Genomic DNA, 26750 nt, shown 5'->3' with positions numbered 1-26750 from the left:
CTCCATCCGTCAGGCGCCCGCGCGGGCAGCCGGGCCAGGGTCATCGAAAACGGTGTTCCGGGGTCGTTTCGCCTGCGTGGCCTTCTTGACGGCGGTCCGCGGGGCGGCCGGGATGACGGGCTCGTCCGGCGGCTGCTCGGGCTCGTCCCGCCGGAGCACGATCTCGTCCAGCAGACTCTCGTCGATCATTTCCTTCCCGGACTCCATGGCTTCCTGGGCGCCGTCTTCGAGCAGGCGTCCCAGCAGGCCGATGACACCGCCGGTGCGACGCATCAAGTACTCCGGCATACCGCCGCCGGTGAGCATGCCCTGTGTCGCGTTCATCAGCCGCAGGTGCTTCTCGATTCCCTTCAGATGATTGACGAAGGCCGCGATCTGTTTCGGGGTGGTGTAGCGGAACCGGTCGATCTCTATGAGCTCGAAGCGGTGTTCCGTCTGGGTGACCTCCAAACCATGGATGCGGGTCGACTCCAGCGGTGGCATCTCCCATTGCCGGGTCTTCTTGTTCCACTTGGCCTCGCGCAGCAGCCCGATGCCGGAGATGTTGACGCCGGTCAGGATCAGAGTGACGTCCAGGCTCATAAAGGCCCGCATCAGGTCGAGGACGTCCTGGTCGTCGGCTCGGTGCATCCGCAGCCGGCTGATGTCGTCCAGAATCAGAGCTTTGACGCCATGGTCATAAAGGGAGTCGGCGACCTGACGTACCAGTTCCGGCAGCGTGGCCGCCTTGCGGGTCGGGGCCCGGAAGAAGCCCAAGATCGAAGCGCAAAGGCTCCTCGGGGTCGCCGTCACCGGGGTCGAGACATAGACAACCGGCGCGTGGAGATCACGTGTGCCTGGAAGAGCCCCGGGGTTGAGGTGGCTGTGCAGTTCCAGCCACTGGTCTTCGAAGACGGCCCCGGCTGAGCAGACAGACGCGGTCTTGCCGTAGTTGCCCCAGCCGCTGATCATGACGCCGGCGCGAGTCGGGTCATCCTTCTTCCTCGTGTTGCCGCTCAACCGGCGCCGGATCAGCTTGCCGACCTTGTCGTGCATGGTGGTGTCCTGCAGCGGGAGGTTCGCATTCGTCAGCTCCCGGTAGAGGTCGTAGTCGTACCGGCGGCTCTCAGGGAGCATCGACCACTGCTGCGGCGTGACCGTCGCAGCGGGGATGAGCAGGCCGCAGTGGGTGCGGTAGTGCTGCCAGCCGGCGTAGGTGTCGAGCGGCGGGCGGCTGCTCAGGATCAACTCGGCGATCCTGGCTCGCGAAGGCAAACCCTCCAGCGGATCATCGTGAGAGAGGGCTCGGGTCACGTGTCGTCCTCCTGGACAGGTGTATCGGCTTCCAAGTCGTCGGCGGGCGGAAGCCGGAACATGGGACGCCGGTTCAGGGCCTCGTGCAGCATTGCCGGGGCCACGGGCTTGACGTCGGCGAGGGCTTCTTCGCGGCGTCGACGGCGGTCGGCGTCGACCGCGTGGTCGATCGTGCGGGCCTGCTCGGCCCAGGCCGCGGGCATCTCAGCCGGAGCTGGCTCATCCGCGATGGCGGGTGCGGCGGGGCGGTCAGCGGCCGCAGCCTGTGCGCGGGTGATCTCGCGGGCTTGGGCGACGCGCTGCTTCTTTCCGGCCTTCCTCTTGGCCTGGCTGGGCCATTGGTCGACTGGGGTGACCGAGCCGAGGATCCCGAGCAGATGTTCCAGGAGCTCGCTCTCGGAATGGATCCTGATCTTGTTCGCTCTCACGCGTGTCAGCAGGGCGTCGGCAGTCTTGTCCGAGAACGCAGGGATCTCACCTTCGGGCGGCAGTCCTCTCCAGCGCAGAATGTGCCAGGTCTCGTGGTCGGCAGGGTCCTGGAAGAACACCTGCCGACGGTCCCTCCGGTCGCTGCGGACAACCCACTTGCCCGCGTGTTTGCCGCCCCGGGCGGAGGGCTGTTGGAAGCGCGGCTCGTCGAAGACCGGATGGTGATACCAGAGCCCGAGGATCTTCACCCCGCGACGAGGATGGATCTTCACGTGGTGTTTGCGCAGGACCTTGTAGTAGAAGCTCGGTTCGGGGAAGTCCAGGTCGAAGCCGCCCTGTTCCATCGCGGCAGCGAACAGGGTGTTGGGGCTGTGGTCTTCACCCGGCGCCCAACTCGGGGCGTATTCGCCTAGTTTACGGTTCTGCCAGATCTGGACGATCCAGGTCGCGATGATGTGCTCGGCTTGCGCGAGCGTGAGGCTCGCATCGCGTTCCGGGTCGGCCCCGCGGTCCGCGACGTCACCGCCGGTGAATCCCAGCAGGTGCTCGAAGAGCATGGTCTGGATGGTGAGGAACTGACGCTCGACCGCGAACTTGTCGGTCTGCCGCAGGACGCGAGCAGGCAGGATCCGGCAGCCGATCTCCGTTTCGGCTTCCACCAGGTCGTGATTCTTGTAGGGGCTCCCGTGGTCGGTGGTGACCGTCTCCGGGGCGAAGAACGGCAGAGCGGCGACCCGGTGCCCGGTGAACTCGGCGATCACCTCGGCCGGCACCCCTGCGTAGGGCCATTCCATGTCCTCGCCCCAGCCGTCCCGCATCGGAAGCGGCAGCATCACGTCCCGCAGCAGCATCGCGATGTCGACCGAGGTGTCGGACTGGAGCGTGAGCCGGAAGGCCGGCAGCCCGTGCGTGTAGAGATCGAGTGCGAGGGTCAGCGTCGCGGTGATCGCGTCGCCGAACACGGTCTCGCGCAGCTTCACCGGCATCGGGGTCGAGTCCAGCACCAGAACCTGGCCCGGCCGGTGGACCACCATCCGGCCGGAGACCCCGGCCTCCGCGGCCGCCTCCGCCGTCCGCCCGTAACGCGGCCGGGCTCCGCCGGGTCCGAACCACTCCTTCCAGACGGCCGCGAGCGTCCAGCGAGAAGGGATCTTCTCAGTGGGAAACGTCGGGAACCGCTCACGCATGTACTGGTGCACCAACCGGTGCTTGGCACCCTGGCTCAGGCGGGCGCGCGGGCCGCACTCGGCCTTTACTGCGAAGATCGCCTCCCGGACCTCCTTCGTGATGGTGCGGTGCCCGCTGCGTCGCCGCGTCCAGCGCCCGTCCGCGCAGGCCTGCAGGAGACTGTCGCCCGCCAGTCCCGACAGACGTACTAGCGTCCGGTAGCTGAGGTGCTGCAGACCGCACCGGACCGCCTCCGGACGGGGCATCGCCTCTATCTCCGCAGCCTTCGCGTACCGACGCTGAGTCAACGTCGTGCGGTCCGGGTCGTAGGCCGGCCGGGGCTCACCCGGCAGCGCCCGAGCTGGGTGGCCCTCCCGGAACCCCGTCTCAGCCTCCAGCACGTGCGCCGCCCGCAGCCGGACCCGCTCTAACTGGTCCTTGGTCAAGTCGGCCAGTGTCCTCGGCTGCCGGGCGACCGGCGGCAGCTGCCCTGACTCGACTGCCGGAAGAAGCCGGAGGTCAGCATGGTTGATGAGCCAACGGAACGAGCGGGTCTCCGCGCGGCCGTCGTCATCCACGAGAACGAGCCGGCCGAGTTGGCCGTGGACGTCGTCAACCGTCCACTCGACGCCATTGAGCGCGACCCGCCTACCCGGCGCGATCTGCAAGAACCCCCTCGCTGCCATCACACCGCCCAGATCAGTGAGCTTTGGCGCAAGGGACTGCCCAGGTCAACGCCGAGCTCGCGGTGCCAGAGCAGCCGGACGATGTTCGCCCGGCCAACGGCAGGCACGCTGGTTGCCTCCGCCAGGTCGGAGAACGTCATCGCTTGCCCCTGCTGCCCGCTGATAGCGGTGAGCAGCTGCTCGCGCATACCGAGAAGGTCCCTCGCCGGCCGCCGACGCGAGGACAGATGGTCAAGGACGCTCCAGACATGCGGTCGCCAGCCCGCGACCACCGAGTACCGCCAGCCGCAGGCAGCCGCCACTTCCCTGGCCGCCGCGAACTTCAGCGCGTCCTCTTCCTTGATCAGCTCCATCGGGCGGACGTCCAGCAACCACATCCCACCGCCGATCACGGCCAGGAAGTCCGGGATGTGCCAGGCATGCCCGCCCGCATGCTCGAAGTCCAGCCGGAACGGCTGCGACAGCACTTCCGATGCCCCCAAGAAGTCCAGCGCGACCAGCAGACTCACTTCCTTCAGCGACTCGAAGCCATGCTTCCCGCCCGCTGACGCCATCGCCTCCAGGCCCGGGCGGTGCCGCTGCTTCGCCCGCCACGTGAACCCCCGCATCGGCCGGGACGACATCACCGGTACGTGAGCCATGTCCCGGACCGGCCAGCAGACCTGGTCGGCGCCCACCTGCCACGTCGAACTCCACCGACGCGGCCAGTCGTCCCCGAGCCGCAGCCGATCCCACAGTCCGGCGTCCCCGTCGTACGCCGTGACAAGGTGGTCCAGCTGACTTGAATCCGACGGGATCTTCGCTCTTGCTGCCTCGCCCACTCATCCAGAGAAGCACCACTAGACCGGCGACGGGGGCGTTTCACCGCTACTGCCCGCAACACAGCGTGACAGGACCAAGATTTGCCAACCAGCGTTCTCCATGTGCCAACTAAAATTCTCCGTCGCAGACACGGAGGGAGTGGGTATGCATCCGGTTGCATAAACGTGCAACGAAACGTATAGTCATGCCATCCAGGAGGAGGATGACATGGCGGTACGTGCGGCGGTGGCCGGAGCGAGCGGATACGCGGGCGGTGAGGTCCTGCGGCTGCTCCTGGCGCACCCCGAGGTCGAGATCGGCGCCCTGACCGGCAACTCCAACGCCGGACAGAAGCTCGGCGCGCTGCAGCCGCACCTGCTGCCGCTGGCCGACCGGGTACTCCAGGAGACCACGGCCGACGTCCTCGCCGGACACGACGTCGTCTTCCTCGCCTTGCCCCACGGACAGTCCGCCGCTGTCGCCGAACAGCTCGGCCCGGACGTCCTCGTCGTCGACATGGGTGCCGACTTCCGGCTCGAGGACGCTGCCGACTGGGAGAAGTTCTACGGCTCCGCGCACGCCGGCACCTGGCCCTACGGCCTTCCCGAACTGCCGGGTGCCCGCGCCGAGCTCACCGGGACCAGGCGCATCGCGGTGCCCGGCTGCTACCCGACCGCCGTCACCCTCGCCCTCTTCCCGGCCTACACCGCCAAGATCGCCGAGCACGAGGCCGTGATCGTCGCCGCCTCCGGCACCTCCGGCGCGGGCAAGGCGCCCAAGCCGAACCTGCTGGGCAGCGAGGTCATGGGCTCCATGTCGCCGTACGGCGTCGGCGGCGGCCACCGGCACACCCCCGAGATCGTCCAGAACCTCAGCGCGGCGGCCGGTTCCCGGGTGAGCGTCTCCTTCACACCGACCCTCGCGCCGATGCCCCGCGGAATCCTCGCCACGTGCAGCGCCAAGGCGAGGCCCGGCGTCACCGCCGAGTCCGTCCGCGCCGCGTACGAGAAGACCTTCGCCGACGAGCCCTTCGTCCATCTGCTCCCCGAGGGCCAGTGGCCCGCCACGGCGTCCGTCTACGGTTCCAACGGCGTTCAGGTGCAGGTCGCCCTCGACGAGTCCGTGGGCCGCATCATCGCGATCAGCGCCATCGACAACCTGGCCAAGGGCACCGCGGGCGGTGCCGTCCAGAGCATGAACATCGCCCTCGGTCTCCCCGAGGAGCTCGGTCTTTCCACGATCGGAGTCGCACCGTGAGCGTCACGGCAGCCAAGGGATTCCAGGCGGCGGGCATCGCCGCCGGAATCAAGGAGAACGGCAACCCGGACCTGGCCCTCGTGGTCAACACCGGGCCCTGCCGCGCCGCCGCCGGCGTCTTCACCTCCAACCGCGTGAAGGCCGCGCCGGTGCTGTGGTCCGAGCAGGTCCTCAAGACCGGCCGGCTGTCGGCCGTGGTCCTCAACTCCGGTGGCGCCAACGCCTGTACGGGCCCCAAGGGCTTCCAGGACACGCACGCCACCGCCGAGAAGGTCGCCGAGGTGCTGGACATCGGCGCGGGTGAGGTCGCCGTCGCCTCCACCGGGCTCATCGGCCTGCTGCTCCCGATGGACAAGCTCCTGCCGGGAGTCGAGGCCGCCGCGGCTCAACTCTCCGAACACGGCGGTGAGAAGGCCGCCATCGCCATCAAGACCACCGACAGCGTCCACAAGACGTCCGTCGTGACCAGGGGCGGCTGGACCGTGGGCGGCATGGCCAAGGGCGCGGGCATGCTCGCCCCCGGCCTCGCCACCATGCTGGTCGTCCTGACCACCGACGCGGACCTGGAGAGCGAGGCCCTGGACAGGGCCCTGCGGGCCGCCACCCGGACCACCTTCGACCGCGTCGACTCCGACGGCTGCATGTCCACCAACGACACCGTGCTGCTCCTCGCCTCCGGCGCCTCCGACGTCACCCCGGAATACGCGGAGTTCGCCGAGGCCGTACGGCAGGTCTGCGACGACCTCGGCCAGCAGCTCATCCGGGACGCCGAGGGCGCCAGCAAGGACATCAAGGTCGAGGTCATCAACGCCGCGAGCGAGGACGACGCCGTCGAGGTGGGCCGCTCCATCGCCCGCAACAACCTCCTCAAGTGCGCGATCCACGGCGAGGACCCCAACTGGGGCCGCGTGCTCTCCGCGATCGGCACGACGAAGGCCGCCTTCGAGCCCGACCAGTTGAACGTCGCCATCAACGGCGTCTGGGTCTGCAAGAACGGCGGCGTCGGCGAGGACCGCGACAAGGTCGACATGCGCTACCGCGAGGTGCACATCGTCGCCGACCTCGCCGCGGGCTCCGAGACCGCCACCATCTGGACCAACGACCTCACCGCCGACTACGTCCACGAGAACAGCGCCTACTCCTCATGAGCACCACGCGAAAGCACACCGCGCTCCCCAAGGCCCAGATCCTCATCGAGGCGCTGCCCTGGCTGGTCCGGCACAACGGCAAGACCGTCGTCATCAAGTTCGGCGGCAACGCCATGATCGACGAGGACCTGAAGGCCGCCTTCGCCCAGGACGTCGTCTTCCTGCACCACGCCGGACTCAAGCCGGTCGTCGTGCACGGCGGCGGCCCGCAGATCAGCGCCGCCCTCGACAAGCACGGCATCGTCAGCGAGTTCAAGGCCGGCCTGCGCGTCACCACCGAGGACGCCATGGACGTCGTACGGATGGTGCTGGCCGGGCAGGTGCAGCGCGAGCTGGTCAACCTGCTCAACCAACACGGGCCCCTCGCCGTCGGGTTGACCGGCGAGGACGCGCACACCATCAGCGCCACCAAGCACCAGCCCGAGATCGACGGCGAGTTGGTCGACATCGGGCGGGTCGGCGAGATCACCGCGATCGACACGGGCGCCATCCAGGCACTGCTCGCCGACGGCCGGATCCCGGTCGTCTCCTCGATCGCCCGTAGCCAGGACGACGGACATGTCTACAACGTCAATGCTGATACGGCGGCTGCGGCACTCGCTGCTGCTCTTGACGCCGAAACCCTCATGGTCCTCACGGACGTCGAGGGCCTCTACGAGGACTGGCCGCACAGCGACGAGGTGATCAGCCGCCTCACGGCTTCCCAACTGGAGAAGCTGCTGCCGGAGTTGAGCTCCGGCATGGTCCCGAAGATGGAGGGCTGTCTGCACGCCGTACGCAACGGCGTGACCACGGCCCGGGTCATCGACGGGCGGGTCCAGCACTCGATCCTGCTGGAGATCTTCACCGACGAGGGCATCGGCACGATGGTCGTGCCGGATGCGCAAGAGGGGGATGCCGTATGACCGACAATCAGGAGCTCACCCAGCGGTGGCAGGGCTCGCTCATGAACAACTACGGCACCCCGAGGCTGCCGTTGGTCCGCGGTGCGGGCCTCAAGGTCTGGGACACCGAAGGCAGGCAGTACCTCGACTTCGTCGGCGGCATCGCGACCAACGCGCTCGGTCACGCGCACCCGGCGATCGTCGAGGCCGTCAGCAAGCAGATCGCGTCCCTCGGCCACATCTCCAACTTCTTCATGGCGGAGCCCACCGTCGCCCTCGCCGAACGGCTGCTCCAGCTCTTCGGCCGGGACGGCAAGGTCTTCTTCTGCAACTCCGGCGCGGAGTCCGTCGAGGCCGCCTTCAAGATCGGCCGGCTGACCGGGCGCACCCACATGGTCGCCACCGACGGCGGCTTCCACGGCCGGACCATGGGCGCCCTCGCGCTCACCGGCCAGCCCGCCAAGCGGACGCCCTTCCTGCCGCTACCCGCCGACGTCACGCATGTGCCGTACGGCGACGCGCAGGCGCTTGCCGCCGCGGTCACCGAGGACACCGCACTCGTCGTCATCGAGCCGATCCAGGGCGAGAACGGTGTCGTGGTGCCCCCGGCCGGCTACCTCAAGGCGGCCCGGGCGATCACGGCGGCCAAGGGCGCGCTGCTGGTCCTGGACGAGGTGCAGACCGGCATCGGCCGTACCGGGCACTGGTTCGAGTACCAGGCCCACGAGGGCGTCCTCCCCGACGTCGTCACCCTCGCCAAGCAGCTCGGCGGCGGACTGCCGCTCGGCGCGACCGTCGCCTTCGGGCGGGCCGCGGAACTGCTGCAGCCCGGGCAGCACGGGACGACGTTCGGCGGGAACCCGGTCGCGTGTGCCGCCGGTCTCGCCGTCCTCGACACCATCGCGAACGACGGGTTGCTGGAGAACGTCAAGCAGCAGAGCGAGAGGCTGCGGGACGGAATCGAGTCACTCGGGCACCCCTTGATCTCCCACGTCCGGGGTGCGGGGCTCCTCCTGGGTATCGTGCTCACCGAGCCGCTCGCGCCGCAGGTGCAGCAGGCGGCTCAGGACGCCGGTTTCCTGGTCAACGCGCCCGCCCCCGATGTCGTACGGCTGATGCCGCCGCTGAACCTCGGCGACGACGAAGTGGACGCGCTTGTTCAGGCTCTCCCCGGCATCCTGGGTGCCGCCGAGGGAGACGGATGATCCGGAGAATGAGACGACGATGAGCCATGCGCAGGATCACGAGCACAACGGGGTCGCGGGGCCCGCGGTGCCGCAGACGCGTACCGCGCGCCACCGCCGGATCGTGGACATCCTCAACCGGCAACCGGTGCGGTCGCAGAGCCAGTTGGCGAAGCTGCTGTCCGACGACGGGCTGAGTGTCACCCAGGCGACGCTCTCCCGGGACCTCGACGAGCTGAACGCGGTGAAGATCCGCAACAACGACGGGGATCTCATCTACGCGGTGCCCAGTGAGGGGGGTTTCCGGACTCCTCGGGCGCCGTTGGGGGAGTCCGCCAAGGAGGAGCGGATGCGGCGGCTCTCGCAGGAGCTGCTGATCTCCGCGGAGGCTTCGGCGAACCTTGTGGTCCTGCGGACTCCTCCGGGGGCGGCGCAGTTCTTGGCGTCGGCGATTGATCAGGCTGAGCTGCACGACATTCTGGGGACGATCGCCGGGGACGACACGTTGATGCTGATCAGCCGGAACCCTACGGGGGGGCAGGCGCTGGCCGAGCATTTGTTGCGGTTGGCTCAGAACGGGCACTGAGGTTGTGTGTCGGGTGCGGGTGAGTGGGGGCTTGTCGCGCAGTTCCCCGCGCCCCTAAAAGCATCACCCGAGCCTAGCTGCAAGGCCCCCTGTACATCTGACCTCATCGCCCGCCGTGATCAGCAGTGCCTCCACGTGCGGCAGGCTCTCCAGCCAGGCCAGGCCCTCCCGCGAACCCATTGCGAAGGCTGCCGTTGCCCAGCAGTCCGCCCAGGTCACCGTCGGGGCGACCACCGTCACCGCCAGCAGGTCCGTCACCGCGGAGCGGCCCGTGCGGGGGTCGACGATGTGGGCGCCGCGCTCCGCCGTGCCGGAGGTGGCCACGGCCAGCTCGGCCGCGCCCGCCGCCGAGACCACCGCCGCCAGACCGCCTGGGCGCAGGGGGTCCGACACCCCTACCCGCCACGGGCGTTCCGGGCCCGGTACGCCCAACAGCTGTACGTCTCCGCCCCCGTTGACGCTCACCCCGGTCGCCCCCGCGAGAGCCATACGGCGGGCCGCGCGTTCCACCGCCCAGCCCTTGACGATGCCGGTGGGGTCGAGGCGGCCCCCGTAGCGCAGGCTGAACCAGCCCTCGCTCAACCGCTCGGCCTCGGCGCCGAGTTCGAGTACCTCGGCCACTTCCGGGTCGCACTCGGCGACCGTCAGCTCGCCGCGGGCCAGGCGGGAGACCTGGCTGTCGTCGCGGTAGGTGCTGAACACCTCGTTCACACGGTGCAGTTCCGCCACCGCCTCCCGCAGTGCCGTCTGCACGGCAACGGGTTCCCCGCCGCGGACGTCGAAGGAGAAGACCGTCCCCATGACCTCCTCCGCGTGACGCACCGCGGCGGGAGCTTGTGCCGAGTCGGCCACCGTGTCAGCCACCGGCCTGGTCCAGCGCCGACTGCAGCGACTTCTTGTAGCCCTCGCTGGTGTAGGTGGCCCCGGAGACCGAGTCGATGTCCGCGCTGCCGGCCGCCACGGCCTCCTGGTTGAGCTTCGGGATGGACAGCGCCGTCTTCTGGTCGCTCGTCCCGCCCTTCGGCGCCTGCACCGCCTCGGCGTTGGTGATCTTGCCGCCGCTGACCGTGATCCGGACCTGGACCGGGCCGTACTGGGTCTGCGACACGGCACCGGTCACCGTTTTGGCGGCCGACCCGGCGCTGCCGCCCGCGGTCTGGGAGGGCTGCGCCGACGGCTGGGTGGACGGCTGCGCCTGGGAGGCCGCCTCGTTCGCCTTGTCGATCGCCGACTGCAGCGCCTTCTTGTAGCCCTCGCTCGTGTAGGTCGCCCCGGAGACCGTGTCGACCTGCGACGACTGCTTGGCGAGCGTGTCCTGGGTGAGCTTCGGGATGGACAGCGCCGTCTTCTGGTCGCTCTCCCCGCCCTTGGGCGCCTGGACCGCCTCCGCCTTCATGATCTTGTTGCCGCTGACGGTGATACGGACCTGCACGGGACCGTACTGGGTCTGGACCGCGTCCCCGGTGACCGCGCCGCCTGCGGCCGCCCCGGTGCCGCCCTGGGCCGACTCCTGCGCCGCCGCCGTCTGCTGCGGGATCGTTCCGCCCGCCTGGGCGGACGCCGGGTCCGAGGACGGCTTCAGCGACAGCATCAGCACGACACCGGAGACGGTGGCGGCGGTCGCGAGCACGACTCGACGGACGGGGTGACTCTTCCTCATCGCTTCAACAGCTCCTGAATTCCCGTCGTCACATCTCGAACGACTCGTGATGGATGCGGCGGGCGGGCACACCCGCGCCGCGCAGTGCTTCGTACACGGACTGCGCGAAACCGTTCGGCCCGCACATGAACACGTCGTGCTTGTCGATGTCGGGGAGCTTGCGCTGGAGGGACTCCGCGGAGATGTCCGGGCGCTCCCCGTCCGGACTGTTGACCGCGTACATCAGCCGGGCGCCGCGCTCGTCCGCGATGGCGGCGAGCTCGTCCCACAGGGCCAGGTCCTGGGTGGTGTTGGCCCGGTACAGCAGGGTGATGTCACCGGCCGCGCCCGGCAGCGTCTCGAACAGGGCCCGCATCGGCGTGATGCCGACCCCGCCGGCCACCAGCAGCACCTTGCCCCGGCTGCGGCGCTGGGCGGTCAGCGCGCCGTACGGTCCCTCGGCCCACACCTTGGTGCCGGGCACCAGCTCGCGCAGCCGTTCGCTGTGGTCGCCGATCGCCTTCACCGTGATCCGCAGCATGCCCGGCCGGGGCGCCGCCGACAGCGAGTACGGGTGGGAGCTGAACCGCATGCCCGGCGCGAGGAAGCGCCAGCGGAAGAACTGGCCGGCCTCCGCGCCCATCCGGTGCAGCTTGCGCCCGCCGATCAGCACGGACACGACGCCCGGCGTCTCCTCGACGACCGCCTCGACATACATCCGGTGGCGCAGGTTCAGCCGGATCGGCGTGAGGATCCGGTACCAGAGGACCAGCGCGGTGACCGAGCCGTACAGCGCGTACCAGACGGTCTTGGCGACCGGCTCGACCGCGAAGTCGTTGCCGGTGGTCAGCTGGTGCCAGAAGGTCAGGAAGACCGCCGCGTACGTCAGCAGGTGCACGTGGTACCAGGTGTCGTACGGGATCCTGCGGCGCACCCCGCCGATCGACATCAGCCCGATGAGGAACAGCAGACCGGTGCCGATGGCCGCCTTGCCCATGTCCGGCAGCTGGTTGATGGAGTCCATCGTCTGCTGGACGATGTCACCGAGCCCCTTGCCGGCCTGCAGGGCGTAACCCCACATGATCAGGAAGACGTGGGCGACGACCAGGCAGAGGGTGTAGCGGCCGGTCATCGCGTGCCAGCGGGCGACCCGGTCGGAGCCCACCCGGCGTTCCAGCGCGGGTACCCGGGCCATCTGCAGCACGACGAGCGCCATCAGATAGCCGGCCAGCAGACCGGTGATCCGGCCCGCGTTGAGGATCTTGCTGTTGTCGTCGGCGACGGACGGTGTGTTGTGCCACCACAGCCACAGCACACCGGCCGCGCCCGCCCATACGGCGAGCAGCAGGACGGTCGCCGGGGAACGGCGCGGGCGGATGCGGCGCATCGTCTGGCGGCGGGCGGCGCGGCCGCCTGCGAGCGTCGTGGTCACGTTTCCTCCGGGGACGGGGGCAAGGGGGGGTGGGCGTGGTCCCTTGGTCCTCAGATACGTGCCGTGACGCCGGTGTGTTCAGCTGCCCGCGGAGTCCAGTGCGGACTGGAGTGACTGGCGGTAACCATCGCTCGTGTAGGTGGCCCCCGAGACCGTGTCGATCTCCGCGCTCTGTGCCTGCAGCGCTTCGGTCCGCAGCCGCGGGATCGCGTAGCTGTTGATCTCCTGGTCCCGGGGGTTCTCCGTGGGGTAGACGACGGCGGTCACGTCGGTGAGCTTGCCGTTCTTCACGGTGACCCGGACCTGTACGGGACCCCAGCGGGTCTGGACGGAGTCGCCGGTGACGGTTCGGGTTCCCGTGACCGCGGGGGCGGTCGACCCGGACGTCACCGCGAGGGCCGGCGAGGTGTGCGGCTTCAGCGACAGCAGCATCACCATGCCGGAGACGGTCGCGGCGCTCGCCAGCACGATCCGGCGCAGCGGGCGGTTCTTCTTCAACGCGTTCACGGGTGAGGCCTCACAGCTCGAAGGATTCGTGGTGGATACGGCGATCGGGCACTCCCGCGGCGCGCAGCTCCTCGTACAGCTCCCGGGCGAACCCGTGCGGGCCGCAGAGGTAGACGTCGTGACCGGCCAGGTCGGGGACGGCCGCCCGCAGCGACTCGGCGGTGATACGCGGCCGTTGCCCCTCGGGCCCGTTGAGCAGGTAGTGCACCTTCGCCCCGCGCCACCGCGCGACGGCCTCCAACTCCCCGCCCAGCGCGAGGTCCTCGACCGTGCGCGCCCGGTACAGGAGGGTGACCTCGCCCGGCAGCGTCTCGAACAGCGCCCGCAGCGGGGTGATGCCGACCCCGCCCCCGATCAGCAGGGACCTGGGCGAGGTCTGCCGCTCGGCGGTCAGCGATCCGTACGGCCCCTCCGCCCACACCCGCGTGCCCGACCGCAGCAGGGCCACGGCCGTACTGTGGTCGCCGAGCGCCTTGACCGTGATCCGCATGCGGTCGGGACGGGGCGGTGCCGACAGGGAGTACGGCGTCGACGTCCACCGCAGGCCCGGGGCGAGGAACCGCCAGCGGAAGAACTGCCCTGCCCGCGCGCCGACTTGGTCCAGATCGCGTCCGTGCACGACGACCGACCACACGCCCGGCGCCTCCTGGTGCACGGACTCCACCCGCAGTCGGTGCCGCAGGTTCAGCCGCACCGGTGCGAGGATCCGGAACCACAGCACGAGGGCGGCCACGCCCAGGTACAGCGCGTACCAGGCGCCCGTGGCCACGGCGTTCCCGCTCAGGTCGTTCCCGAGGGCCAGTTGGTGTCCGAAAGCGAGGAACACGGCTGCGTAGGTGAGGAGATGGACGTAGTACCAGAACTCGTGGCCGGTACGGCGGCGCACCGCGCGCGCCGAGGTGACGCCGACCGCGAGGAGGATCACCGTGCCGGCGCTGGCCTTGAGCATCTCCGGATAGTCCAGGACCACCGTGACGGTCTCGTGCCACAGAGAGGCGCCGTCCTGAGCCGCGTACCCGGAGAGGATCAGCCCGATGTGCGCGAGCAGCAGACAGACGGTGTAGCGCCCGGCCATCGCGTGCCAGCGGGCCACCCGGTCCGAACCCACCCGCCGCTCCAGCACCGGCACCCGTGCCATCAGACCCACCAGCACCGCGCAGGCGTACCCGCACAGCAGCCCGGCGATCCGCCCGGCGCCGGTCAGCCACCCGGCCGTACCGACCACGGAACCGGTGTCGGCCCACCACAGGGCGAGCACGGCCGCCGCCCCGGCCCACAGGAGGGCCAGCACGGCACCCGCGGGGGAGCGTCGGGCGGGCGGCGCCACGGCCGGTGCGGCTCGCCGCTCGTAGACGGTGGTCATAGGTGCGTCCTTTCGTCTGTCCGGGACGCAACTGTGCAAGGGGAACTTCTCAGGACCCTCTGAACGGGCACCCCGCAGAGCGCACTCAGAGGAAACTCAGAGCTTTCCGGGGCCCCCGCCGCCCCGGCCAGGGGTGATCCTGGAGAGGTCATGAACACCGCACGCTCCGGCCGCCCCGCCCTCACCCGCCCCGACGGCACCCCGCTGCGCGTCCTCGTCGTCGACGACGACCCGGACCTCGCCGAGGTCCTCTCCGGCGCCCTGCGCTACGAGGGCTGGCAGATCCGCACGGCCGGCGACGGCGCCTCGGCGGTGGCCGCGGCCCGGGAACTGCTGCCCGACGCCGTCGTCCTGGACGTGATGCTCCCGGACACCGACGGCTTCACGGTCCTGCGCGCCCTGCACACCGTGAAGGCGGACGTGTGCGTGCTCTTCCTGACCGCCCGGGACACGGTCGAGGACCGCATCAAGGGCATCACGGCGGGCGGCGACGACTACGTCACCAAGCCCTTCAGCCTCGAGGAGGTCGTCGCCCGGCTGCGCGGACTGCTGCGCCGCGCGGGCATGGCCCGGCAGCTCGACGAGGGCCCCCGGCTGACCGTCGGTGACCTGGTCATGGACGAGGAGGCCCGCGAGGTCGCCCGCGGCGGCGAGCTGATCGAACTGTCGCCGACCGAGTTCGAGCTGCTGCGCTTCCTCATGCGCAACCCGCGCCGCGTGCTCAGCAAGGCACAGATCCTCGACCGGGTGTGGTCCTACGACTTCGGCGGCCGCGCCCATGTCGTCGAGCTGTACATCTCGTACCTGCGCAAGAAGGTGGACGCGGGCCGCGAGCCGATGATCCACACCGTGCGCGGGGCCGGGTACGTGATCAAACCGGTGACGCCATGAGAAGCCTGCGGCCCCACACACTGCGGGCCCGGCTCACCCTCGGCCTCCTGGTGCTCCTCGCGGTGAGCTGTGCCGCTGTCGGGCTGGCCGCCGTGCTGGAGCTGAACGGCTTTCTCACCAGCCGGCTCGACGAGCAACTGACCGAGGCCGGGAACAGGTTCGCGGTCAGCCTGGAGCACAAGCAGGACCTGAAGAAGGACGATCACGACGGCGACGAGCACGCCGACACCCGTAGGCAGGCCACGGGCACGTTCGGTGCCCGGCTCGTGGACGGCACGGTCACCAACGCCGCGGTGGTCCGCCCCACCGGCACCCTGAACGTCGGCCTGACCGCCGCCGACCGGGAGCGGCTCGAGGATGTCCCGGTGGACGGCCGGGGCCACAGCGTCGGCCTCTCCGCCCTGGACGAGTACCGGGTGATCGCCACCCGGGGGCTGGACGGCGACGTCCTCATCACGGGGATGCCCCTGGAGCCCGTCGAGGCCGCCGTCCACCGCCTGGAGCTGGTCGCCGGGATCGTCTTCGGCGCCGCCCTCACCGCCGCCGGTGTCGCCGGCGCGCTGTGGGTGCGCTGGTCCCTGCGCCCGCTCAGCCGGGTCGCCGCCACCGCCACCCGGGTCAGCGAACTCCCGCTGGCCAGCGGGGAGGTGGCCCTTCCGCCCCGCGCCCCCGAGTCCGACCCGCGCGGCGAGGTGGGCCGTGTCGCCGGCGCCTTCAACCGCATGCTCGGCCATGTCGAGGACGCCCTCACCAAACGCCACGCCAGCGAGGAACGGCTGCGCAGCTTCGCCGCCGACGCCAGCCACGAACTGCGCACCCCGGTCGCCTCGGTGCGCGGCCACGCCGAACTCGCCCTGCTGCACCCCGGCCCGCTGCCGCCGGAGATCACCCGGGCCCTGCAACGCATCGCCGCCGAGTCGACCCGCATGGGCGCCATGGTCGACGACCTGCTCCTGCTGGCCCGCCTGGACGCCGGCCGCCCCCTGGAGAGAGCCCCCGTCGACCTCACCCGCCTGGTCCTCGACGCCCTCACGGACGCGCGGGCCACGGCGTCCGGTCATCGCTGGGAACTGGACCTCCCCGAGGACCCGGTCACGGTGACGGGCGACGCACACCGCCTGCACCAGGTCCTGGCCAACCTGCTGTCCAACGCCCGCCTGCACACCCCGGCCGGCACCAAGGTGACGGTGACCCTGGAGACCGACGCCAACGCCGCGCTGTTGAAGGTCCACGACGACGGCCCCGGCATCCCCGAGGACATCCAGCCGGGCGTCTTCGAACGCTTCACCCGCGCCGACCGCAGCACCAAGGCGGAGACCGGCGGCGCGGGCCTGGGCCTGTCGATCGTGGCCGCGGTGGTGGAGGCGCACGGCGGCAGCGTGACGCTGGAAAGCGGGCCGGGATCGACGACCTTCACCGTCCGGCTCGGGTACGCCTGAGTCAGACCACGGACGGCGGCAACGGCAACGGCAGCCCGGGCAGCCCGTCCAGGCTCGTGGCGATGTGGTCCTTCTTGGCGAAGTACGCGCTCAGCGACTCGTCGTCCTCGCGCGCGAACCGTTTGCCGTGCAGCTCGCGGTCACCCTCGTATGCCATGAACGGCACCGCGTAACCACAGGAGTCACGGATCAGTTCGGCCGTCACGACGACGATCGCCCGCAGTCCGTGCCGGGACGGGTCGATGTCCGGGAAGTGCGGGAGCAGTTCCTTGAAGCGCGGGTCGTCCCGGAAGACCGGCTCACCGCGTCCATGCACCCGGACGATGTTGGGCGGCCCCTGGAACGCGCACCACATGAGGGTGATCCGGCCGTTCTCCCGCAGGTGCGCGACCGTCTCGGCGGTGGACCCGGCGAAGTCGAGGTAGGCGACCGTGAGTTCGTCGAGGACCGCGAAGCAGCCGCGCAGCCCCTTGGGGGAGAGGTTGACCGTGCCGTCGCCCGACAGGGGAGCGGTCGCGGTGAAGAAGAGGGGCTGCGCCTCGATGAAGGAGCGGAGCCGGCCGTCTATGCGCTCATAAGTCTTTCCCATGTCTAAGCATTATGGGTGCAGACCTTTCGCCTGTCTAAGGAATTCGGGCGTCCCCTCGGGGGAGGACGCCCGTGGCCGCCCCGGCCGGCGCTCACACGGGGCGGCCACAGCGCCTGTCACGTCACTGGGTGAGCGTGCAGGCGGCCAGGGAGTCGAGGCCCTGCGGCTTCTCCGCGGTCCGGCCGATGGAGATCGCGATGCGGTCGATGGTCGAGTTCCGCTTGTCGGCCAGCGGGCCGAGGATCGCGTTCTGGACGAAGTTCGGTCCGCCCTGGCCGACGGTGTCGACGAGCCGCTTGTTCGCCTCGGCGAGCTGCGTGTCGAGCAGCGCCAGGTTGCGGTCCACCTCGGCCTGCGCGGTGGCCGGGATCGCCGGCAGCTGCGAGGCCACGTCCGGGCAGGAGATGGCACCCGCGCCGGCGGCCTCACCCGCGTCGCCCGCACCCTCCGCGTTCCCGGTGTCCTCGGCGCCGCCGGCCGCCTCCGAGGCCGCCTCGCTCGGTGTGGCCCCCGCCTCCGCGCCGGCCCCGGCCTCCTCGCCCGCGCCCGCCTCCTCGCCCGCGCCCGCCTCCTCACCCGTGCCGGCGGCACCGCCGGCGTTGAGAGTGCAGGGAGCCAGGGCGTCGAGGCCCTGCGGCTTGTCGGCCGTACGGCCGATGGCGGTGGCGATGCGGTTGACCGTGGCGATCCGCTTGTCCTCCAGCGGGCCGAGGATGGCGTTCTGGACGAAGTTCGCCCCGCCCTGGCCGACGGTGTCCACGAGCCGCTTGTTGGCCTCGTCGATCTGGGTCTGCAGCAGGGTCAGGTTGCGGTCGACCTCGGCCTGCGCGGTGGCCGGGATCTCCGGCAGCTGCGAGGCCACGTCCGGGCACGTGATGCTGCCGACGTCGGCCAGCGTGCGGGCGGTGGGGGTGCTGCTCTTGGAGGTCTCCCCGGCGAGGGCGGTACCGGCGACGATCGCCCCGGTCAGTGCCACGGCGGCGGCGCCGCCGATGATCGCCACGCGGCGCTTGTTGTACTTAGGAAGAGCCCTGGACATGCGGATGCCTCACTCGGGGTCGGGAGTGGTCTGTGGTGACAAACGCGGCGCCTGCGTTCGGCGGGAAGTACGGGCAAGCGGTTTCCGGTGTTCAAAGGGAGCGCAAATTCCTCGCCGCGTGGACCCCGGATTGACGAATCATGCAGGACTCTGCATAATCATGCATAACGTTGAGTGCAGCCGTGAGGAGCAACGCAAGTGAGCAGCAACAGCGGTGACGTCCGGCTCTGGGGCGGCCGTTTCGCCGACGGTCCCGCCGAGGCCCTGGCCAAGCTGTCCGCGTCCGTCCACTTCGACTGGCGGCTCGCGCCCTACGACATCGCCGGTTCGCGTGCCCACGCGCGCGTGCTGCACAACGCGGGACTGCTGAGCGAGGACGAACTCCAGCGCATGCACGCGGGGCTCGACCAGCTCGAAGCCGACGTGGCCGACGGTTCCTTCGTCGGTACGATCGCCGACGAGGACTGCCACACGGCCCTGGAGCGGGGCCTGCTGGAGCGCGTCGGCCCCGACCTCGGCGGCAAGCTGCGCGCGGGCCGCTCGCGCAACGACCAGATCGCGACCCTCTTCCGCATGTACCTGCGGGACCACGCCCGCATCATCGGGGGCCTGATCGCCGAGCTGCAGGACGCGCTGGTCGGCCTGGCGGAGGCCCACCCGGACGTGGCGATGCCCGGCCGCACCCACCTCCAGCACGCCCAGCCGGTCCTGTTCGCCCACCATGTCCTGGCCCACGTCCAGTCCCTGTCCCGGGACGCGGAGCGGCTGCGCCAGTGGGACGAGCGCACGGCGGTCTCGCCGTACGGCTCGGGCGCCCTGGCCGGTTCCTCCCTGGGCCTGGATCCGGAGGCGGTCGCGAAGGACCTCGGCTTCGAGCGCGGCAGCGTCGGCAACTCCATCGACGGCACGGCCTCCCGTGACTTCGTCGCCGAGTTCGCCTTCATCACCGCGATGATCGGCGTCAACCTCTCCCGGATCGCCGAGGAGATCATCATCTGGAACACGAAGGAGTTCTCCTTCGTGACCCTGCACGACGCGTTCTCCACCGGCTCGTCGATCATGCCGCAGAAGAAGAACCCGGACATCGCGGAGCTGGCGCGCGGCAAGTCCGGCCGCCTGATCGGCAACCTGACGGGCCTGATGGCCACGCTCAAGGCCCTGCCCCTCGCCTACAACCGCGACCTCCAGGAGGACAAGGAGCCCGTCTTCGACTCCTGCGACCAGCTGGAGGTCCTGCTCCCCGCCTTCACCGGCATGATGGCGACCCTCACCGTCAACCGTGAGCGCATGGAGGAACTGGCCCCGGCCGGCTTCTCCCTCGCCACCGACATCGCCGAGTGGCTGGTCAAGCAGGGCGTCCCCTTCCGCGTGGCCCACGAGGTGGCCGGCGAGTGCGTCAAGGCGGCGGAGGCCGAGGGCAAGGAACTGAACGACCTGACGGACGACCAGTTCGCCAAGATCTCCGCCCACCTGACCCCGGAGGTCCGCACAGTCCTCAACGTCCCGGGCGCGCTGGCCTCCCGCAACGCCAGGGGCGGCACGGCCCCGAGCGCGGTGGCGGTCCAACTGGCGGAAGTGAAGGCGGACCTGGCAGCTCAGCACCGGTGGGCAGAACGCAGTTAAGGGGCGCGGGGCTGTATCGATGTGCGGCTCCGCCGCGTGAGCGCGACAAGCCACGACGGACCCGCGCCCGCCCACAAGCCGGTACCCACCGAGCTCTTGGGCGCACGGTCCCTTCACCGAAGGTCATCGCGGGATACGTTGGTCGGACAGCCGTACCGGACCCGACCGAACGGAGCCCGCGATGCCCTTCGCCCGACTGGCCGCAGCGACAACCCCCACCTGCCACATCGGACTCGGCCTCGCCGCCGTCGGACGCCCCGGCTACATCAACCTCGGCCGGGACGAAGACCTCGGAGACGACCGCAGCGTGGAGACCCTCCGCACCCGTACCCACGAACTCCTCGACGCCGCCTACTTCCAGGGCGTCCGCTACTTCGACGTGGCCCGCTCCTACGGCCGCTCCGAGGAGTTCCTCGCGGACTGGCTCGACAAGAACCCGCACATCGACGACGTGGTCGTCGGCAGCAAGTGGGGCTACACCTACACCGCCGACTGGACCACCGACGCCGAGCACCACGAGGTCAAGGACCACAGCGTCCAGACCTACGACCGCCAGCGCGGCGAGTCCGCCGAACTGCTCGGCGACCGCCTCGACCTCTACCAGATCCACTCGGTGACCCCGGACAGCCCGGCCCTCACCGACAAGGAACTCCACGCGAGGCTCGCGGAGGCGGCCGCCCAGGGCACCTCGATCGGCTTCTCCACCAGCGGCCCCGCCCAGGCGGACGCGATCCGCGCCGCCCTCGCCGTGACGGTCGACGGCGAGCCGCTCTTCCGTACCGTCCAGTCGACGTACAACGCCCTGGAGACCTCGGCCGCCCCCGCCCTCGCCGAGGCCCACGACGCGGGCCTCACGGTGATCGTCAAGGAGGGCATGGCCAACGGCAGGCTTGCCGAGCCGCACGCCCCGGACGCGCTGAAGGCCGTAGCGGCGGAAACCTCGCTGGGCTGTGACGCCGTGGCCCTCGCGCTCGTCCTCCGCCAGCCCTGGGCCGGGGTCGTCCTCTCGGGGGCCGCCACCACCGTCCAGCTCGCGTCCAACCTGCACGCGGCCGTCGTGGACCTCGACGACGAGCAGCTGTCCCGGCTGGCAGGCCTGGCGGAGGAGCCGGGCGCGTATTGGGAGCACCGCCGCCGACTGCCCTGGCACTGACGAGACCCCTGATCAATGGTCGTCCATGAGACAGTCATGCCCCCTGTGAGACGTTGATGTCTCATATGGTCTATGCTTGTCTCATGGCTGTCGACCGTGACCACGTGCTGCGCAGTGCCGCGGCCCTGCTGACCCGCCGATCCACCGCGACCATGGACGAGGTCGCCAAGTCCGCCGGGATCAGCCGGGCCACGCTGCACCGCCACTTCGCCGGACGCGACGCGCTCGTACGGGCACTGGAGTCGCTGGGCATCGAGGAGTGCGAGAAAGCGCTCGACGCCGCCCGCCTTGACGAGGGGCCGGCGAGCGAAGCCGTGCGGAGGCTGGTCCGCGAGGCCGAACCCGCGGCCGGACTCCTCGCCTTCCTCTACACGGAGAACCAGCTCTTCGAGGGCGAGGAGCAGAACGACGGCTGGGCCCGGATCGACGCCCGCATCTCCGCACTGTTCCGGCGCGGCCAGCAGAGCGGCGAGTTCCGCATCGACCTCACGCCGGTCTGGCTCACCGAGGCCCTGTTCGGCCTGCTCGCCTCCGCCGTCTGGCTGCTCCAGAGCGGCAAGGGCGCCCCCAAGGACTTCCACCACATGACCGTCGAGCTGTTGCTCGGCGGCGTACTACGTCATCCCGTACGACCGAGAGAGGAATCATGACCAGCACCCGGCAGCCGGCGACCGTGACCGAGGCGGTGAAGCGTCCCGGCCGTTGGCTCGCGCTGTCCGTCCTGGTGCTCGCCGTGCTGCTGGTGGCCGTCGACGCGACCGTCCTCGGCCTCGCGACCCCGTACATCAGCGAGGATCTCGAGCCGACCGGCACCCAGCTCCTGTGGATCGGTGACGTCTATTCGTTCGTCATCGCGGGCCTGCTGGTGTCGATGGGCAGCCTCGGTGACCGCATCGGCCGCAAGCGGATCCTGCTGCTCGGCGCGACGGCGTTCGGCGCGATGTCGGTCCTCAACGCCTATGCGACGACACCGGAGTTGCTGATCCTGGCGCGGGCGCTGCTCGGCGTCGCCGGTGCCACCCTGATGCCCGCCACCCTGGCCCTGATCCGCAACCTCTTCCACGACCCGCGCGAACGCAGTCTCGCCGTCGGCATCTGGGGCGCGGCCGCCTCCGCCGGTACGGCGATCGGCCCCATCGTCGGCGGCTTCCTGCTCGAACACTTCTGGTGGGGCTCGGTCTTCCTGATCAACCTGCCCGTGATGGCGGTCCTGGTCCTCGTCGGCATCAGGTTCCTGCCCGAGTCCCGCGACCCGAACCCGGGCCCCTGGGACATGACAAGTGTCGTGCTCTCCCTGGTCGGCATGATCGGAGTGGTCTACGCCGTCAAGGAGACCGCCGCACACGGCATCACGTGGGAGCCGGTCGCCGCGGGAGTCCTCGGAGCGGCAGCCCTGTACGCCTTCGTCCGCCGCCAACTCACCCTCCCCGCACCCCTGCTGGACATGCGTCTCTTCCGCAACCGGGGCTTCAGCGGCGCCGTCCTGGCCGACCTCCTGACCATCCTCGGCCTCTCCGGGCTGGTCTTCTTCCTCTCCCAGTACCTGCAACTCGTCCAGGGCAGAGGCCCGTTGGAGGCGGGCCTGGCCGAACTCCCGGCGGCGGTGGGCGCGGTGGCGGCGGGCCTGGTCGCGGGTACGGTGGCCCGCCGTTACTCGGTGCGCGCGGTGGTCGCGGGCGGCCTCGCGGCGGTGGGCCTCGCCCTGGCCGCCCTGACCACGCTGGACCAGTCGACTGGCTACCCGCTCCTCGGCGCCGCGTTGCTGGTCGTCGGGGTGGGCGCCGGCTTCTCCTTCACGGTGACCGCCGACGTCATCCTCTCCTCCGTACCGAAGGAACAGGCGGGCGCGGCCTCTGCAGTCTCGGAAACGGCGTATGAACTGGGCGCGGCCCTCGGAATCGCGATCCTGGGCTCGATCGTGACAGGGATCTACCGCGGCTTTGCTGCTCCGGCGGGGACGCCGGAAGGGGCCCACGAGTCACTGGGCGGCGCGGTGGAAGCGGCGGCGGGCATGTCGCCGGACAAGGCACAGACGATGCTGTCGGCGTCCCGAGAGGCTTTCGTCGACGGCCTCGCAATCGCGGCGGGAGCAGGCGCAGCCGTACTTCTGGCAACGGCGATTGCGGCATGGTTCATGCTGCGAGCGCAACGGTTGGACAACGCCGCTTAAGGGGCGCGGGGCTGTATCGATTTGCGGCTCCGCCGCGTGGGCGCGACCAGCCACAACCCACCCGCACCCGACGACGAAGACGCTACGCGGCCTTCGCCTTGGTGGCGTACATGTCCACGTACTCCTGCCCCGACAACCGCATGACCTCGGTCATCACGGAGTCCGTCACGGCCCGCAGCACATACCGGTCCCGGTCCATGCCCTCGTACCGCGAGAACTCCATCGCCTCACCGAAGCGAACCGTGACCCGCCCCGGGCGGGGCATCCCCGCACCCCCCGGCTGCAGCTTGTCCGTGCCGATCATCGCGAAGGGAACCACCGGCGCCCCCGTCATCAGCGTCAGACGGGCGATACCGGTGCGCCCCCGGTAGAGCCGGCCGTCGGGCGACCGCGTTCCCTCGGGGTAGATCCCGAAGACCTTGCCCTCCTCGAGCACCCGCCGGCCGGTCATCAGCGCGGCGACTCCGCCGCGGCCGCCGTCGCGGTCCACCGGGATCATCCCGACGCCGGTGAAGAACCAGGCCATGAGCCGGCCCTTGAAGGTCTTGCCGGTGACGTACTCGTCCTTGCCGATGAAGAACACCTGCCGGTCGCACACCAGCGGAAGGATCATCGAGTCGATGAAGGTGAGGTGGTTGCCGGCCAGGATGACGGGACCGTCACCCGGGATGTGCTCCGCGCCCTCCACCTGTGGGCGGAACATCAGGCGCATGATCGGTCCGAGCACTGCCTTGATGAGCGCGAAGCGGGACAACGGGCCCTCCGGTGTCAAGAGAACGGCCAGGGAAACTGTATGAGTCTGTGCAGGTGAGGACATTACTCGCGGCCCGGGGGATCGTGCACATCGGGCGCTCGCGGTTCACCGAGGTCTTACGCAGTGTTGACACTCGTTTACCTGCGGTTGAACCCCGTTGCCTCCCGGAAACCCGGGCGGAACGATGTGACGGAGGTCGCCCCGTTCGACGCGTACCCCGGCCTCCGGTCCCGAAGCCGACGAGTCGTCAGACATCTGTTCCCATGCGACATCCCACGTCACCCGCGTGTTCCGCCGGAGGTCTCCCGTCGGTCATGGACACGCACCTACGATCGGCCCGCATCGAAGAGGCGACGGCAGGAGGGGTCCCCATGGGATCGCAGGACGAGCACACGGACGGCACCGGACGACGGGCACTTCTCGGGGCCGCGATGTTCGGCGCCGGGGGAGCGGTCCTGGGGCTGTCCGGTACGGCGAGAGCCGCCGGGGCCCGGTCCGCCGGGCACGGCGGCGGGTTGAAGAGCCTGCCCGTGCCGACGGTTATAGGCCACCGGGGCGCCAGCGGCTACCGCCCCGAGCACACCTTCGGCTCCTACCAGCTCGCTCTCGACCTGGGCGCCGACATCGTCGAGGCCGGCGACCTCGTCCCCACCAGGGACGGTCACCTGGTCTGCCGCCACGAGCCGGAGATCGGCGGCACCACGAACGTCGCCGACCACCCCGAGTTCGCCGACCGCAGGACCACCAAGGTCCTCGACGGCGTCTCCACGACCGGCTGGTTCACCGAGGACTTCACGCTCGCCGAGCTCAAGACGCTCCGCGCGATCGAGCGCATCCCGGCCAACCGCCCGCACAACACGCTCTACAACGGCCGCTGGTCCATCCCCACCTTCGAGGAAGTCCTGAAGTGGCAGGACGAGCAGACCCGCAAGCGCGGCAAGCAGGTCTGGATCTACCCCGAGACCAAGCACCCCACCTACTTCCGGGGGCTCGGCCTCGGCCTCGAGGAGCGGGTCGCGAAGCTCCTGCACCAGTACGGCAAGGACAAGCGGAACTCCCCGGTCATCCTGCAGTCCTTCGAGCCGACCAGCATCCAGCGCCTGAACAAGCTGGTCGACAACCCCCTCGTCGTGCTCCTGTCCGCCGCGAACACCCGGCCCTGGGACTTCGTCGCGACGGGCGACCCGCGGACCGTCGCCGACCTGATCACCCCCAAGGGCCTCCGGGAGATCGCGGGCTACGCCCAGGGCATCGGCCCGACCCTCGACCTGGTCATCACGAAGAAGGCGGACGGCAGCCTCGACAAGGAGACGACCCTCGTCGCCGACGCCCACAAGGTCGGGCTGATCCTGCACCCCTACACCATGCGCAACGAGAACCCCTTCCTGCCGGCGGAGTACCGCAGGGGCACGGACGCGGACGCCTACGGAGACGCCTTCGGCGCCTTCAAGAGGTACTTCGCCACCGGCATCGACGGCGTCTTCACCGACAACGCGGACACGGGCGTCCTCGCCCGCGCGGACTTCGTCAACGGCTGAGCCACCGTGCCCCGATCGGGGTGACTTACCGCCGCCCGGGCAACCCGGAGCCCGGGCGGCCGTGTCGTACCGCATATGACGCACGACTTGGTCACCACCCTGCGCCCGCTGCTGACCGCCGAGGCCTCCGCGGAGGCACATGCCACCGGTACGGAACCGGCCGACCTGGAGCAGGCGGTGTGGCTCCGCCTCCTGGAGCATCTGGAAACCCAGGGCCCGCCCCTCGACCCGCCCGGCTGGCTCCGCCACGCCGTCCGTGCCGAGTCCCGCCGCAGCCGTCGTACGACCCGCCTGGAACGGCCGTACGACACCGAACCCGCGGCCGACGACGACCGCACCCCCGAACAGCTCACCCTCGCGGCGGCCCGCCGCCGGGCCCTGCACGACGCGGTGCGCCGACTGCCCGGCCGCTGCCCCTCCCTCATGGCGGCCCTCCTCTCCCCGCGGGACCTGACCTACCGGGAGATCGCGGGGGAGTTGGGTATCTCACAGGGCAGTCTTGGTCCTGAACGTTCCAGATGTCTGGGATGTCTTCGCCGATTGCTCACGCCGGAGGTTGCGACACGCCGGGGGCGGGGATAGGAGTGAGGAACAACAGGCGATCAGGTGAGCGGGAGGCGTGCGCACATGGGCATGAGCGTGACCATCTCTGCGGCGGCCGAGCAGGACGCGGAGCAGATCTTCAGGCTGCAGTACCTGTGCTTCCAGAGTGAGGCGGCGCTGTACGGCAACTACCGCATCGATCCGCTCGTCCAGAGCCTGGACTCGGTCCGCGCGGAGGTGGCCTCCGACTGCGTCTTCGTGGCACGCCTGGGCGACGAGGTGGTCGGCTCGGTCCGCGGCCGCGTCACCGAGGACGGCTCGGCCGCCATCGGCAAACTCTGCGTCCACCCCCGCCTCCAGGGCCACGGCATCGGCGCCCGCCTTCTCCGAGCGGCCGAGGCCGCCCTGGCGGAAGAGCGCGGCGCCACCAGCTTCCGCCTCTTCACCGGCCACCGCAGCGAGGGCAACCTCCGCCTCTACCGCAAGGTCGGCTACCAGACGGTGGGCACGTCGGAGGGCGCGGACGGAGTCCCGATGATCGTCCTGGAGAAGCCCGCAGGCACATACGCGGCAACCGCATGAGTCTTTAGGGGCGCGGGGAACTGCGCGACCAGCCACTGACGGCCCGGATGCCG

General features: G+C 70.1%; 25 protein-coding genes. 14 read left to right on the top strand and 11 right to left on the bottom strand.

Annotated features, from left to right (window positions below; translation table 11 throughout):
- Positions 1 to 9: 9 nt before the first annotated feature.
- The 3 genes from ACIBJB_RS21655 to ACIBJB_RS21645 are packed head-to-tail and all read right to left on the bottom strand — an operon-like array spanning position 10 to position 4252.
- The gene (locus ACIBJB_RS21655) at positions 10 to 1293 is read right to left on the bottom strand and encodes a TniB family NTP-binding protein (protein WP_398932731.1); all 1284 of its coding nucleotides are present in this window, start codon (positions 1291 to 1293) and stop codon (positions 10 to 12) included.
- On the bottom strand, positions 1290 to 3575 hold the full coding sequence (locus ACIBJB_RS21650) for a transposase (RefSeq protein ID WP_398932730.1): 2286 nt from the start codon (positions 3573 to 3575) through the stop codon (positions 1290 to 1292). Before ACIBJB_RS21650 ends, ACIBJB_RS21655 begins: the two co-directional genes overlap by 4 nt.
- Positions 3575 to 4252 (bottom strand): TnsA-like heteromeric transposase endonuclease subunit, encoded by a 678-nt coding sequence (locus ACIBJB_RS21645; RefSeq protein ID WP_398932729.1) that lies wholly within the window; start codon positions 4250 to 4252, stop codon positions 3575 to 3577. The genes ACIBJB_RS21650 and ACIBJB_RS21645 overlap by 1 nt, the downstream gene beginning before the upstream one ends.
- Positions 4253 to 4604: 352 nt before the next feature.
- On the opposite strand from ACIBJB_RS21645, the gene argC reads away from it, so the two are divergent.
- Genes argC through ACIBJB_RS21620 form a run of 5 tightly spaced genes read left to right on the top strand, consistent with a single transcriptional unit; the run spans position 4605 to position 9435 of the window.
- Complete coding sequence (gene argC / locus ACIBJB_RS21640) at positions 4605 to 5633, top strand: N-acetyl-gamma-glutamyl-phosphate reductase (protein ID WP_398932728.1); 1029 nt, start codon at positions 4605 to 4607, stop codon at positions 5631 to 5633.
- Positions 5630 to 6781: a bifunctional glutamate N-acetyltransferase/amino-acid acetyltransferase ArgJ gene (gene argJ / locus ACIBJB_RS21635; protein ID WP_398932727.1), complete on the top strand. Its 1152-nt coding sequence runs from the start codon at positions 5630 to 5632 to the stop codon at positions 6779 to 6781. Before argC ends, argJ begins: the two co-directional genes overlap by 4 nt.
- A complete protein-coding gene (argB, locus tag ACIBJB_RS21630; protein ID WP_007380785.1) occupies positions 6778 to 7686 on the top strand; it encodes an acetylglutamate kinase in 909 nt (302 codons plus the stop codon). Before argJ ends, argB begins: the two co-directional genes overlap by 4 nt.
- Positions 7683 to 8870: an acetylornithine transaminase gene (locus ACIBJB_RS21625; RefSeq protein WP_398932726.1), complete on the top strand. Its 1188-nt coding sequence runs from the start codon at positions 7683 to 7685 to the stop codon at positions 8868 to 8870. Before argB ends, ACIBJB_RS21625 begins: the two co-directional genes overlap by 4 nt.
- A 19-nt stretch (positions 8871 to 8889) precedes the next feature.
- Positions 8890 to 9435, top strand: coding sequence for an arginine repressor (locus ACIBJB_RS21620; RefSeq protein ID WP_069761381.1), 546 nt, complete (start codon positions 8890 to 8892; stop codon positions 9433 to 9435).
- A gap of 63 nt (positions 9436 to 9498) precedes the next feature.
- Here ACIBJB_RS21620 and ACIBJB_RS21615 read toward each other — a convergent pair whose 3' ends face one another.
- From ACIBJB_RS21615 to ACIBJB_RS21595, 5 genes are all read right to left on the bottom strand, one after another.
- Complete coding sequence (locus tag ACIBJB_RS21615) at positions 9499 to 10299, bottom strand: FAD:protein FMN transferase (protein WP_398932725.1); 801 nt, start codon at positions 10297 to 10299, stop codon at positions 9499 to 9501.
- On the bottom strand, positions 10292 to 11095 hold the full coding sequence (locus ACIBJB_RS21610; protein WP_398932724.1) for an FMN-binding protein: 804 nt from the start codon (positions 11093 to 11095) through the stop codon (positions 10292 to 10294). Before ACIBJB_RS21610 ends, ACIBJB_RS21615 begins: the two co-directional genes overlap by 8 nt.
- Before the next feature lie 28 nt (positions 11096 to 11123).
- The gene (locus tag ACIBJB_RS21605) at positions 11124 to 12506 is read right to left on the bottom strand and encodes a ferredoxin reductase family protein (protein WP_307073985.1); all 1383 of its coding nucleotides are present in this window, start codon (positions 12504 to 12506) and stop codon (positions 11124 to 11126) included.
- Between the two features lie 78 nt (positions 12507 to 12584).
- Positions 12585 to 13013 carry an FMN-binding protein gene (locus ACIBJB_RS21600; RefSeq protein ID WP_398932723.1) on the bottom strand — a complete coding sequence of 143 codons (429 nt, stop codon included), beginning with the start codon at positions 13011 to 13013 and terminating at the stop codon, positions 12585 to 12587.
- Positions 13014 to 13023: 10 nt separating this feature from the next.
- A complete protein-coding gene (locus tag ACIBJB_RS21595) occupies positions 13024 to 14376 on the bottom strand; it encodes a ferric reductase-like transmembrane domain-containing protein (RefSeq protein ID WP_398932722.1) in 1353 nt (450 codons plus the stop codon).
- A 150-nt stretch (positions 14377 to 14526) separates the two neighbouring features.
- On the opposite strand from ACIBJB_RS21595, the gene ACIBJB_RS21590 reads away from it, so the two are divergent.
- Positions 14527 to 15267: a response regulator transcription factor gene (locus ACIBJB_RS21590; protein ID WP_398932721.1), complete on the top strand. Its 741-nt coding sequence runs from the start codon at positions 14527 to 14529 to the stop codon at positions 15265 to 15267.
- Positions 15264 to 16706, top strand: coding sequence for a sensor histidine kinase (locus ACIBJB_RS21585; RefSeq protein ID WP_398932720.1), 1443 nt, complete (start codon positions 15264 to 15266; stop codon positions 16704 to 16706). The genes ACIBJB_RS21590 and ACIBJB_RS21585 overlap by 4 nt, the downstream gene beginning before the upstream one ends.
- Position 16707: 1 nt before the next feature.
- On the opposite strand, the gene ACIBJB_RS21580 is transcribed toward ACIBJB_RS21585, so the two are convergent.
- Both ACIBJB_RS21580 and ACIBJB_RS21575 read right to left on the bottom strand, forming a co-directional pair.
- Positions 16708 to 17295 (bottom strand): pyridoxamine 5'-phosphate oxidase family protein, encoded by a 588-nt coding sequence (locus tag ACIBJB_RS21580; RefSeq protein ID WP_398932719.1) that lies wholly within the window; start codon positions 17293 to 17295, stop codon positions 16708 to 16710.
- A 121-nt stretch (positions 17296 to 17416) separates the two neighbouring features.
- Positions 17417 to 18334 (bottom strand): hypothetical protein, encoded by a 918-nt coding sequence (locus ACIBJB_RS21575; protein ID WP_398932718.1) that lies wholly within the window; start codon positions 18332 to 18334, stop codon positions 17417 to 17419.
- Between the two features lie 198 nt (positions 18335 to 18532).
- Between ACIBJB_RS21575 and argH the strand changes: the two genes are divergently transcribed.
- The 4 genes from argH to ACIBJB_RS21555 all read left to right on the top strand — a co-directional run bounded on the left by argH (position 18533) and on the right by ACIBJB_RS21555 (position 23280).
- Complete coding sequence (argH, locus tag ACIBJB_RS21570) at positions 18533 to 19957, top strand: argininosuccinate lyase (RefSeq protein ID WP_398932717.1); 1425 nt, start codon at positions 18533 to 18535, stop codon at positions 19955 to 19957.
- Between the two features lie 181 nt (positions 19958 to 20138).
- On the top strand, positions 20139 to 21110 hold the full coding sequence (locus ACIBJB_RS21565) for an aldo/keto reductase (protein ID WP_398932716.1): 972 nt from the start codon (positions 20139 to 20141) through the stop codon (positions 21108 to 21110).
- 83 nt (positions 21111 to 21193) lie between these two features.
- Complete coding sequence (locus tag ACIBJB_RS21560; protein WP_398932715.1) at positions 21194 to 21760, top strand: TetR/AcrR family transcriptional regulator; 567 nt, start codon at positions 21194 to 21196, stop codon at positions 21758 to 21760.
- Positions 21757 to 23280, top strand: a complete 1524-nt coding sequence (locus ACIBJB_RS21555; RefSeq protein WP_398932713.1) for an MFS transporter — start codon at positions 21757 to 21759, stop codon at positions 23278 to 23280. The genes ACIBJB_RS21560 and ACIBJB_RS21555 overlap by 4 nt, the downstream gene beginning before the upstream one ends.
- An 82-nt stretch (positions 23281 to 23362) precedes the next feature.
- Here ACIBJB_RS21555 and ACIBJB_RS21550 read toward each other — a convergent pair whose 3' ends face one another.
- Positions 23363 to 24034, bottom strand: a complete 672-nt coding sequence (locus ACIBJB_RS21550; protein WP_069761394.1) for a lysophospholipid acyltransferase family protein — start codon at positions 24032 to 24034, stop codon at positions 23363 to 23365.
- Positions 24035 to 24405: 371 nt separating this feature from the next.
- Here ACIBJB_RS21550 and ACIBJB_RS21545 point away from each other — a divergent pair, with 371 nt between their 5' ends.
- The 3 genes from ACIBJB_RS21545 (at position 24406) to ACIBJB_RS21535 (ending at position 26697) form a co-directional block, all read left to right on the top strand.
- Positions 24406 to 25572: a glycerophosphodiester phosphodiesterase gene (locus tag ACIBJB_RS21545; protein ID WP_398932712.1), complete on the top strand. Its 1167-nt coding sequence runs from the start codon at positions 24406 to 24408 to the stop codon at positions 25570 to 25572.
- Between the two features lie 75 nt (positions 25573 to 25647).
- Positions 25648 to 26154 carry a sigma-70 family RNA polymerase sigma factor gene (locus tag ACIBJB_RS21540; protein ID WP_398932711.1) on the top strand — a complete coding sequence of 169 codons (507 nt, stop codon included), beginning with the start codon at positions 25648 to 25650 and terminating at the stop codon, positions 26152 to 26154.
- Between the two features lie 45 nt (positions 26155 to 26199).
- Complete coding sequence (locus tag ACIBJB_RS21535; protein ID WP_306984122.1) at positions 26200 to 26697, top strand: GNAT family N-acetyltransferase; 498 nt, start codon at positions 26200 to 26202, stop codon at positions 26695 to 26697.
- Positions 26698 to 26750 lie beyond the last annotated feature (53 nt).

The sequence above is a fragment of the Streptomyces sp. NPDC050759 genome (assembly GCF_044456945.1).
In the GTDB taxonomy this organism is placed as follows: Bacteria; Actinomycetota; Actinomycetes; order Streptomycetales; family Streptomycetaceae; genus Streptomyces.
Note: the sequence above shows the minus strand (reverse complement) of the source record. Positions and strands in the feature narration are given on the sequence as shown.